14 protein-coding genes are annotated in these 10,738 nt (G+C 37.8%); 6 read left to right on the top strand and 8 right to left on the bottom strand.

Annotated elements, in window-relative coordinates; translation table 11 throughout:
• Positions 1–7: 7 nt before the first annotated feature.
• From BDR01S_RS04825 to BDR01S_RS04800, 6 genes are all read right to left on the bottom strand, one after another.
• The gene (locus tag BDR01S_RS04825; RefSeq protein WP_066252028.1) at positions 8–226 is read right to left on the bottom strand and encodes a spore germination protein; all 219 of its coding nucleotides are present in this window, start codon (positions 224–226) and stop codon (positions 8–10) included.
• A gap of 55 nt (positions 227–281) precedes the next feature.
• The gene (locus BDR01S_RS04820; protein ID WP_066252030.1) at positions 282–689 is read right to left on the bottom strand and encodes a spore germination protein GerPE; all 408 of its coding nucleotides are present in this window, start codon (positions 687–689) and stop codon (positions 282–284) included.
• A gap of 5 nt (positions 690–694) precedes the next feature.
• Positions 695–871 carry a spore germination protein GerPD gene (locus BDR01S_RS04815; protein ID WP_066252033.1) on the bottom strand — a complete coding sequence of 59 codons (177 nt, stop codon included), beginning with the start codon at positions 869–871 and terminating at the stop codon, positions 695–697.
• 2 nt (positions 872–873) lie between these two features.
• Positions 874–1,482, bottom strand: a complete 609-nt coding sequence (gene gerPC / locus BDR01S_RS04810) for a spore germination protein GerPC (protein ID WP_066252036.1) — start codon at positions 1,480–1,482, stop codon at positions 874–876.
• Positions 1,483–1,551: 69 nt separating this feature from the next.
• On the bottom strand, positions 1,552–1,776 hold the full coding sequence (locus BDR01S_RS04805; protein ID WP_066252040.1) for a spore germination protein GerPB: 225 nt from the start codon (positions 1,774–1,776) through the stop codon (positions 1,552–1,554).
• An 18-nt stretch (positions 1,777–1,794) separates the two neighbouring features.
• Entirely contained in the window at positions 1,795–2,016 is a 222-nt protein-coding gene (locus BDR01S_RS04800) for a spore germination protein (protein WP_066259793.1), read from the bottom strand.
• Between the two features lie 210 nt (positions 2,017–2,226).
• Between BDR01S_RS04800 and BDR01S_RS04795 the strand changes: the two genes are divergently transcribed.
• The 3 genes from BDR01S_RS04795 (at position 2,227) to BDR01S_RS04785 (ending at position 3,256) form a co-directional block, all read left to right on the top strand.
• A complete protein-coding gene (locus tag BDR01S_RS04795; protein WP_066252042.1) occupies positions 2,227–2,583 on the top strand; it encodes a YisL family protein in 357 nt (118 codons plus the stop codon).
• A 126-nt stretch (positions 2,584–2,709) separates the two neighbouring features.
• A complete protein-coding gene (locus BDR01S_RS04790) occupies positions 2,710–2,982 on the top strand; it encodes a ubiquitin-like small modifier protein 1 (protein ID WP_066252045.1) in 273 nt (90 codons plus the stop codon).
• 1 nt (position 2,983) lies between these two features.
• Complete coding sequence (locus tag BDR01S_RS04785) at positions 2,984–3,256, top strand: MoaD-like domain-containing protein (protein WP_066252047.1); 273 nt, start codon at positions 2,984–2,986, stop codon at positions 3,254–3,256.
• Between the two features lie 44 nt (positions 3,257–3,300).
• Here BDR01S_RS04785 and BDR01S_RS04780 read toward each other — a convergent pair whose 3' ends face one another.
• Entirely contained in the window at positions 3,301–5,133 is a 1,833-nt protein-coding gene (locus tag BDR01S_RS04780; protein ID WP_066252050.1) for an aldehyde ferredoxin oxidoreductase family protein, read from the bottom strand.
• 244 nt (positions 5,134–5,377) lie between these two features.
• Between BDR01S_RS04780 and BDR01S_RS04775 the strand changes: the two genes are divergently transcribed.
• The gene (locus BDR01S_RS04775; protein ID WP_066252051.1) at positions 5,378–6,406 is read left to right on the top strand and encodes a ThiF family adenylyltransferase; all 1,029 of its coding nucleotides are present in this window, start codon (positions 5,378–5,380) and stop codon (positions 6,404–6,406) included.
• Between the two features lie 71 nt (positions 6,407–6,477).
• Here BDR01S_RS04775 and BDR01S_RS04770 read toward each other — a convergent pair whose 3' ends face one another.
• Positions 6,478–7,041: a DUF2777 domain-containing protein gene (locus BDR01S_RS04770; protein ID WP_066252052.1), complete on the bottom strand. Its 564-nt coding sequence runs from the start codon at positions 7,039–7,041 to the stop codon at positions 6,478–6,480.
• A 221-nt stretch (positions 7,042–7,262) separates the two neighbouring features.
• Between BDR01S_RS04770 and asnB the strand changes: the two genes are divergently transcribed.
• On the top strand, positions 7,263–9,110 hold the full coding sequence (asnB, locus tag BDR01S_RS04765) for an asparagine synthase (glutamine-hydrolyzing) (protein ID WP_066252054.1): 1,848 nt from the start codon (positions 7,263–7,265) through the stop codon (positions 9,108–9,110).
• 115 nt (positions 9,111–9,225) lie between these two features.
• The gene (locus tag BDR01S_RS04760; protein ID WP_066252058.1) at positions 9,226–10,737 is read left to right on the top strand and encodes an alpha-amylase family glycosyl hydrolase; all 1,512 of its coding nucleotides are present in this window, start codon (positions 9,226–9,228) and stop codon (positions 10,735–10,737) included.
• The last annotated feature ends 1 nt before the right edge of the window (position 10,738 follow it).

The following is a 10,738-nucleotide window of genomic DNA, read 5'->3' as shown; positions in this document are numbered from 1 at the left end:
TCATTTTTTAATTATTCCCTGCAATTGGCTGGTCGATTACATTTGTATCAAGTACATTGGTACCACTTAAACCAGAATTCGATATGATAAATCCACCGGTATTAAATGCACCTGAACCCGCATTCGTCTTTGAGGCACTCTTTGGAGAGATATACACGGTATCTCCAAATTGCACAATACCACCAGCTACGTTAATGATTTGAACTGGACCGATAATCGCCGGCATGACAAACATCCTTTTTTTTTGTAAACTATTTTTTCCTTTAATAGAGAATATGAGTTTATTTTTGTCCCTGTTCTTCTGCACCTTCATTATTTCTAGGAGTTGGCTGTAACTGTCGAATATGCTTAATTCTAGCCTCCATGGAAACATTCCGGCTGTTCCCAACGTGTAAAAGGGATGAAGAAGATATCCCGATAATATCAATCTTATTAACTTTAATGAGCGGGTTTGGATTTTGACGCGAGTATGTGAAAGGTTCCGTAATTGGCAGAAAAGGAATAGGTTCAGAAAAAATTCGGTAAGAGGATAAATTGCCCTCATTTCCATAAAATACTTCGATTTCCCTTTGGACAGCAAGTGCGGTAGAAAGTCCATTTATGATACACGAATCCCCTAACTGTACCGTAGACGCAAACGAGACAATTTTAATATTTATATTATCAACACAAGAGGTTCTCTGCAGCACAATGGTCACTCCGCTGATAAAGGAACAAACGGGCCGATGATTAATGATTCCGCAGGGGTATCAAAAGTTGATGCCAATTGGATCGTTTCCGTATCGCCCACCAATACTAACGATGAACTGGCCACTCCGGTGATTTTGATGGTCTCGACAAACAACTCGCGGTTATAAACATGGAAGTTCATTCTTAGTTCATTCCTTTCAGATTTTCAGGTAAATTGCTGAAAAAAACCATTACTCCATTTTGAATTTCTTTCTTAAGTGCTTCAATAATTAATTCGTCCGAAGGTGTATTTTCAGATGAACGGCTTCCAGCGGAATTGGCGGCTAAATGATGTTCAATCCTGCTAGGAAGCTGTTTAATGATGTCTTGTTTTACAAAAGATAAATATTCATCATTTGGTTGAACGTTTAATTCCTTCTGGACAGCTTCAACTACCAGTGGTAAATCCGTTTCTAAATATCTGTAAATAGCTTCCTCGATTTTCATTGATCTTTGCATTTGGTTTTTCGGTGAAAGTGGGCTAGATAAGGATTGATTTTGAACGGCAAAATCCTCAATTCCGGCTAATTCGGAAGGGTTTAGACCAATATTTAATGTTCCTTCAAGTGTCTCAACCTTCAATTGATCAAATTTATATTCAATTTTGTCGATATGGACCGCCTGTTTTTCATTTACTAGTTTGATATCTTCTTTCATTTTTTGGAGAGCATTCTCTAATGTAAGAATTCTTTGCTCCTGTGCTTGAATACATCTCTGCAGCCATTGAAGATATTGGGAATAATCCTGATACATTTAATCACCTCACAATTATTTCGCCAATAGGGTACCATTTTTTTATTTGATGGGGCTTGCTTACATATCCTATTTCCGAACGGCAGCCTGTAATGGTACCGCTGGTGTCCCTAATAAGGAGCCAGAAGCAGTATTCGTTATTTTCGGTGCCGGTTGTGTAAACCCTCCGGTATTATATAAATGAGCTGTAGGTTTGATAATACCGGCACTGCCAATTTGTAAGACTGAGGAATTGGTAATCCCGCCAATTTTAATGAAATTTATTTGAATGGACTGCTGAATATAGAAATTCATTTTAAAATCACCCATTCATTACGCATTAAGTGCAATCCCTTGATCATAAACATCTGAGTCATGGGTATTTGTAGAACTAACATTATTCTGGAGCTGTAAGCTATCCCCTGTGTTAAAGGAACCAGCACCGGAAAAGGTTTTTGCAGAGGAAAATGGCATAATTTTATAAACATCGCCAATATGGAAAACCGAACTGCTGCCAAGTGTAATGACCTGTGCAACTCCAACAATCGCTGGCATTTTCAACACCCTTTTTTTCAAAGTATCTCCTACATCCTATGTATGGGCGATGGTTATGTGATTCAATCGCCCAAATAAATTGAATACTGACGCGAGCATACATTTTCATGCTTGTTACTAAGTTTGCCTCACTTTTCTTCGTGTTAATTAGTGGATTATGGTATGATAAATTTGAATAAAATGAAATATCATACATAAGGAGGAACTATCTTGATTCACGGACATATTACAGCTTGGCTTTTAGCACTAATTTTATTTGTAGTTGCACTTTTTTTACATAAAGGTGGGAAAGAAAAAGGTGCTAAAATCGTCAAAATGATTTTACGAGTATTATATTTGCTTATCATTGCAACTGGTGTAGGCCTTCTTTTTTCGGTTTACAAAATTGATGTTTGGTATATTTTAAAAGCAGTTGTAGGATTGTGGATAATTGGCTTATTTGAAATGATCCTTAGTCGTGTGGCAAATAACAGAAGAACATCTGTATTTTGGATTCAGTTCGTCATCGCTTGGGTGCTTGTTTTATATCTAGGTGGAAGATTGCCAATGTCGTTTTTAAACCCTTAATACTTAACTAGTAAAGGTTGCCATAGTACCTCGGCAGCCTTTTTGTTTTGTTGAGAAATGATAAACAACGTGACAACTGGTACTTAAGGTTTTAATATTGAATTAGGTAGAGAGGAGAGGATACATATGCTCGTAAAAGTGTTTGCTAATCTCCGTCAAATATGTGGTGGAGTAACGGTTGATGTTCAGCCTGATGGTGAACGAGTAATCGATGTGCTTGATAAAATGGTTGAAATGTTTCCTCCACTAAAAGATGAGATTTTCTCAACTGAAAAGGAACTGCTTCCATTTGTTCATGTCTATGTAAATGGAAGAAATATCATTCACCTTGATGACCTGCAAACAAAAGTAGTTGAAAAGGACCAATTTGCGCTTTTTCCTCCAGTTGCAGGTGGTTGATATGATAAAAAAAGATTTAGAGTTCCGCGGTATTAGGATTGACCATCTGGGCTTGTATTTTGAAGAACTTGGTGCGAAACAAATAACAGGTAGATTCCCTTATGTTTATGAAGCGGAAAACTGGAGTGGCCAAATTTTATCAGAAGAGGAAATTTCATTTACCTCCAGTTTTAAAGTAAATACCGTCCAAGTACGTTTTTGTGCAAACGAGGAATCTATTTTGGATGAGTTAATAAGAAATTACCGTTATAAAACAACGAGAATTGGCGGGTAAAAAAAGCTTCTGCACATTTTTGCAGAAGCTTTTCTCGTATTCTCTTAAACAGTTTGTTTTACTTCTGGGTCAATAATCCCTAATTCTCGAAGTTTTTCATCTGTTACAAGTCCATCTTTCCAACCGCGTACCTGATAGTACTCTTCAAGCATAATATCCATACGGCTTACATGTCCTGCACTGTTTCCAGACGCTGGTTCTTCTGTAAATCGTTTTGGAAGGAAGTCATCCTCGCGTTTATTAAAGCCAGCAAGGTTATTGTAATAACGTTCAAGATTATAGATTCTTTCCCCAGCCTTCATAACATCCTCAGCTGTTAAATGAATTCCTGTCATCCCACTATATTGCTCAGCATAATGCTCAGCGTTTTCGGAGAAGGAGGAGAACTTACAAATATTCATAGAATCTGAAAATGCAAGCATATCTTGGAATACTTTTAATAATTCGCCTTTACCTTCTGGCTTTAAGCGGTCAGTAGGTTCAGGGATCCCGGCAATTTCACTGGCAACAGTGTATCCGCGAAGGTGACAAGCACCGCGGTTACTGGTAGCATAACCAAGTCCAATTCCTTGAATGCCGCGTGGGTCATAGGCTGGGATTGACTGACCTTTAACTGACATGGACAGTTCAGGTGCACCCCAAAGTGCAGTGGCACGTGCAGGTCCCTCAGCAAGTACGCCGCCAAAACCTTCACGGAAAGCGATTTTCTTGGTTAATTCAATCATGGAATCCGCATCGCCCCAGATTAGTTCCTCATTAATAATTCCTTTTTCGAAGGCCTCCATTGTTACAGAGAAGCAGTGACCAAGTTCAATTGTATCAAGACCATATTCATTACAACGGTCGATCATATAGGATATCGCTTCCGCGTCACTTAACAGACAGTTGGAACCTAGTGACCAAGCGGATTCGAATTCAATACTTTCTACACGTGTTTTGTATTTTCCATCCTTAACTTCTACTTCGATCTTACAGCCGACTGGGCAAGCATGGCAGGTGTTGTTAGCTACCCGTAAATTCGTGTTGTAATACTCGCCACTGTGTTTCTCTGCTTCATCCCAGTGTGTTAATTGGGAGTTTTTGGTTGGGAGCGCTCCCACTTCATTGATTAAGTTGGTTAAAACGTTTGTACCATAGACAGATAATCCGCCTTTATTAGGTGCTGTTAAGCCGCCATCAAGGATTGCTTTTACAGCTTTTTTATTGGCATCTTTGTATTCGGTATCTAATTTTGGCTGTGGCATATTGCCTTTTTGAGCAGCTTTGATTACGATTGCTTTTAATTTTTTATAGCCGGCAACAGCAGCAGTACCGCCACGGCCGGCAGCACGATCGTGTTCATTAATAAATGAGGCAAAGCGTACGGTATTCTCACCAGCTTGACCAATTGTCATGACACTTAGGTCTTCTTCACCATGTTCGTCTTTCATTGCTTTAATAAAAGCTCGTGTGCTCGTTCCCCAAAGGTTGGAAGCGTCATGAAGCTCCGCTTTCCCATCTTCAATAAATAGGTATACAGGCTTGTCACTTTTTCCAGAAAAAATAATATTATCCACGCCTGCCCACTTGAGACGAGCAGCCGTCCAGCCGCCGATGTGGGAATCCGTAACAGTGCCGGTTAGCGGTGATTTGGTAACAACACAAAGGCGTCCACTCATGGAAGAACGTGATCCCGTGACAGGACCTGTCATAATACATAGAATGTTTTCTGCAGATAATGGCTCGACTTCAGGGCCGTTATCTAATACATACTTAACGCCCAGTCCACGACCGCCTATGTACTTGACTGCATCTTCTTCATTGATTCCTCTGTAATCAACAACACCATTCGTTAAGTCGACTAATACTTCCTTGTTTTTAAACCCGCCTAAATTCAAAGTTTTTCCCCCTCTTTCCAAATGAAAAAAATATATACTAATCTCTTATAATATTAGCTATTGAGATAAGAGATTCCTCCCAAAATTATACTTAACCCCATTATTTATTATATTCTTTTTCAATTGTTTTTAAAATTAAATTATTTCTAAAAGACAATCGGAAATAATTTGGTAAGATAATAGTAATATAACTTTACCGTTTGAGGAGTAAGATTCAAGTTTTAACTTAGGAAAGTGGTGGATCATGAGTGATTTAGAACGTTATTCAAGACAGATTCTTTTTCAACATGTAGGGGAGTCTGGACAAATAAAATTGCAAAATAGTAAAGTAGTAATTGTCGGCGTCGGTGCACTTGGTACGGTAATTGCCAATCACCTGGTTCGTTCAGGGATTGGCTATATAAGGCTAATTGATAGGGATTTAGTTGAGCTATCAAATTTGCAGCGGCAGACACTTTTTGATGAAGAGGATGCAAGATTACAGTTTCCAAAGGTAATTGCAGCTCAAAAAAGATTAAATAAAATTAATTCGACTGTTACTGTTGATGCAGTAATTGCCGATTTAAATCTAGATAATGCGGAAGAATTATTAACAGAATTTGATTGTATCGTTGATGGCACCGATAATTTTAACACACGTTTTTTAATCAATGATGTGGCTGTAAAGTACGGAATTCCTTGGATTCACGGGGCTGCGGTAAGTTCAAGAGGCATTTTTGCCTCGATTATACCTGGAATCACCCCCTGTTACCGATGTCTCTTTCCGCATGTCCCGACTGCGACTGGGGAAACCTGCGATACAGTGGGCGTATTGTCCCCATTAACGGATATTATCGGTTCCTTTCAAGCAATGGAAACAATGAAAATATTAATGGGTGAGAAAACTACACCTAATTTAGAGCAAATTGATATTTGGGATTATAGCACCATGCAAATGGATATTTCTGAGGGGAGAAATCCTAATTGTCCGACATGTGTGAAACATCAATTTGATTTTTTAAATCGGTCGTCTGAACTCCAAGTAGTCTATACGACACTTTGTGGGCGTAATACAGTCCAAATCAATCCAAGAAATAAGCGTGACTTAGATGTAAAAAATTTAGCCGTGCGGCTCAAGAAAAGCGGTAAAGTTTCAGGTAATGACTTCTTACTCCGTTTTGCTCCTGACGAAGATATTTCAATTGTCGTGTTTAGAGATGCACGTGTATTGATTCATGGAACAAATGATCTGGTCAAAGCTAAAATGCTTTATTCGAAGTATATCGGGAACTAAATTTTCCTCAAAAAATGGGTGTCAGGCACCATGTGAAATTTTCACATGGTGCCTGACACCCTGTTTGCATTTTATGAAATCATTTTTTCAATTACTAGTCGTTTTCCTGTATTTAATGTAAATTCAAATCGGTCATTCACTTTTTCAAAGTAACAAAAGTGGTGCTGGACATTACAGATTTGCTCCTGATTATCGAAAACTAGAAAATTAACTCCATCCTTGCGGTTTTCATCAGATAAGAAGGATAAATGATTATAACAATAGATGCAATCGTAAATGGAAAAGTTTAATGAGTTTAAAGTTGTAACAAATTGAAAAAAGGCATCATCATTGATTCCATCTAAAAGCCTCTCAAGTGAATACACTAAATGCTTCCTAATCCTAACTAAATCATGATTGCGGAGCATAGTGGCATCGTTTCCAATTCGGACTTTTCCTGTTTCATACAATTTACCTTTCTTCCAACGATTCATTCTGAAGACTTCTATTTCTTGCTGAAGATAATCATCTAACATTTCCGCTTCTTCTGTTTCCTCATCAAAGAAAATCCATTGATCATTAATTTGCTCAACTGTTCCTTCCGTGTAGGCTCTTTCTTGAATATCGTAAAGTCTCATTCGTTGTTGTCGATTCATTTCTAACCTCCGTACCATATGCTGTCATATTCTTTTTAGACATCTTCATGAAATTTTATAACTGAAAGATAAAGTATTATCTTTTAAATCAAATAAACTGCTTGCTTGCCAGATGCCCATCCGCATTTCTTTTCGGACAATTAACCATTTCCCATGGGCTGAATACTATAAAAACATGAATTCATGTACAGTAGTTCTGTTAATGAGGAGTGAGATAGGAAATGTGTGGTATTACAGGCTGGATTAATTTTAATAAACCAATTATGAACGAAGCGGGTACACTTACAAAAATGACAAATACATTAGCAAAACGAGGCCCTGATGAAACCAACATCTGGTCTGAGACACATGTGGCTTTTGGACATAAGAGACTTATTGTTGTCGACCCTGAAGGGGGAAGGCAGCCAATGTCTAAACAAAAAGACGGGTTCCATTACACCATTTGTTACAATGGGGAATTATATAACACCGAAGATATCCGCAAAGTTCTCCATACTAAAGGATATTCATTTAAAGGTCATTCTGATACAGAAGTTCTATTAACTGCCTATATAGAATGGGCGGAAGAGTGTGTAAATTATTTGAATGGGATTTATGCCTTTGCCATATGGGATAGTAAGAAGGAACAACTTTTTATTGGACGTGACCGCTTAGGGGTAAAACCATTATTTTTTAGAGAACACGAAAAAGGCCTTTTATTTGCATCTGAAATCAAGGCTATTTTAGCCCATCCAGAGGTGAAAACGGAAATTAATCAAGAAGGTCTTGCAGAAATTTTTGGAATTGGTCCTTCTAGATCGCCTGGTTCCGGGGTATTTAAAGGAATTAATGAGTTAAGACCTGCACATGCTTTAACATTTTCAAAGAATGGTTTAAAAATTTGGCGCTATTGGAATGTGAAAAGTGAAGAACATAAGGATAACGTGGAGGAAACAGCTGAAAAGGTCCGTTACTTAGTCACAGACGCGGTAACAAGGCAGCTTGTTTCTGATGTGCCCCTAAGTACCTTTTTGTCTGGGGGGCTGGATTCGAGTATCATTACAGCGATTGCCGCCAAAGGATTCAAGGACCAAAATAAGGGGCAGTTACACACTTATTCTATCGATTATGTAGGCAATGACAAATACTTTTCATCAAATGAATTTCAACCGGATGCTGATGGAAAATTTATTCAAATGATAACCGATAAATTTAATACAAAGCACCATAACAAAATTATTACTCAAAAGCAATTGGTCAATGATTTGGTGGAGGCTACTCATGTAAGAGACCTTCCAGGAATGGCAGATGTGGATTCATCGTTACTATGGTTTTGTAAAGAAATCAAGCAGGACTTTGTTGTCAGTCTTTCCGGGGAATGTGCTGATGAAATTTTCGGGGGTTACCCATGGTTCCACCGCAAACAAGACTTAGAAAGGCCTGGGTTTCCGTGGATGCGCTCCATATCAGAACGACATAATTTGTTGAAATCACATTGGCAGGAAAAACTAAAATTAAATGATTACGTGATGGAAAGGTATTATCAAGCGATTGCTGAAACCCCTAAGTTAGAGGGTGAAAGTCAAGAAAAAGCAAAACGAAGAGAATTATTTTATATTAATATGATTAGCTTTATGACGACATTACTTGATCGAAAAGACCGAATGAGCATGGGCGCAAGTTTAGAAGTCAGAGTTCCCTTTGCTGATCATCGCCTTGTCGAATATGTATGGAATATCCCATGGGAAATGAAAATGTATCGCGGCAGGGAAAAAGGTATTCTTAGAAAAGCCTTTGAAGGTATTTTACCTGAGGAAGTCTTGTACCGGAAAAAAAGCCCTTATCCCAAAACACATAATCCTGCCTATACCATTGCAGTTCAAAAGCTGGTGGAGAATATATTAAAAGATAAATCCTCAGTCTTGCATGAATTTTTTAATAAAGAACAGCTTGAGAGTATCGTCAAATCGGGTGGAAATTCCTTTCAAGAACCTTGGTTTGGCCAATTGATGACAGGACCACAGTTATTGGCCTATCTTGTGCAACTGCACACATGGTTTGAGGATTACAATATTAACATAGTGAATTAAGCATAAATATTGTTACAACCAAGAATTTAAAATTTGGAATAAAAACTTGATTAGATTAAAATGGGTGTAGGGAAGGGGATATCCTCTTCTCTTTTTTAGAGGAGGATAAAACTATATGAAAAAAATTACACTCATTTTAATTCTGTTATTACTTAATTCATCGCTTCCTGCCAATGCAGCGGTAGAAAAGAAAGAACGCTTGTGGCAGGATGAAACCGTTTATTCTATCATGATTGATCGTTTCAACGATGGAGATCGAAAAAATGACATCGATGTAAACGCAAAAGACCCTTTAGCATATAACGGCGGGGATATTAAAGGTATTATTGATAAATTGGATTACATACATGAAATGGGATTCACTGCAATTCGCTTAACACCGATTTTTGACAATGCCAAGAATGGATACCATGGCTTTTGGGTGAATGATTTTTACAAAGTGGATGAGCATTTTGGAACTTTGAAGTCTTTTCAAACATTAGTAAAAGAAGCACATAACCGCAAGATAAAGGTAATGATTGATTTTGTTACGAATAATGTAGCGGCAGACCATCCGTGGATAAAGGATTCCAATAAACAGGACTGGTTTCATGAAAAAAAGGATATCCAAGATGGAATTGTAAATCAAAAGGAGCTTGAAAATGGATGGGTTGATGGTTTGCCTGACCTTAATCAGGACAACCCGGAAGTTAAAAAATATTTAATCGAGGCAGCAAAATGGTGGATTGATAAAACAAATATAGATGGGATGAGTCTACCAGAAGTAAATTATGTTCCCATAAGTTTTTGGAATGATTTTTCAGATGAAGTTAAGCAAGAGAAGAAGAACTTCTTCCTAATGGGAGTAATGTCAAAAAATACTTCAACTGATTTGAAAAAGTATGAAGGTGCCGGAATAGATAGCATAGTTAATTACTCATACAGTGAAAAGTTGAGAAAAACATTTGCAGGAACAGATCAGTCCTTCCGCGAACTTTATTCAGATGGTGATAATGGTCAGAACTCCTTTTTAAGAGCTAATTTTATGGATAACGAATATACGTCAAGATTTACAAGTGACATTGTCGCAAAGAAACAGTTCCCAGGCTCCCGCTGGAAAACAGCATTGGTATATTTATATACAACCCCGGGAATCCCTCTTTTTTATTATGGAACAGAGATTGCCTTAAATGGGGGAGAAATCCCGGATAACCGTGGGCAAATGAGCTTTCGGGCAGAGAAGGAACTAATTGATTATATAACCAAGGTGGGGGAATTAAGAAATACACTTCCTTCTTTAACAAGAGGGACGATGGAAATGCTTTATGATCAAAACGGGATGGCTGTTTATAAACGAGTATATAAAGGTGAAACGTCGATTATTGCAATCAATAATACGGGCAAATCCCAAAGTGTTACCTTAACAAGCAGTCAGATTGAAGGTGGGAAAGAGCTGCGAGGCTTGCTTGCCGGAGATAAAATTGTTAGTAAAGATAATAAATATTTGATTATTCTTGATCGGGATAATTCGGAAATATATGTGTTAGCTGAGAAAAGTGGCATCAAATTTTCATTAATCGCAAGCTTAGTCGTTGTATACCTGTTGTGTTTCTTATTTCTTTATAAAATAAGAAAACGAAAAAGATAAA

Origin of the sequence: Neobacillus drentensis NBRC 102427, assembly GCF_001591445.1 — a bacterium.
Classification (GTDB): domain Bacteria; phylum Bacillota; class Bacilli; order Bacillales; family Cytobacillaceae; genus Neobacillus; species Neobacillus drentensis.
The sequence above is the reverse complement of the archived record's forward strand: the minus strand, read 5'-3'. Positions and strand labels throughout refer to the sequence as shown.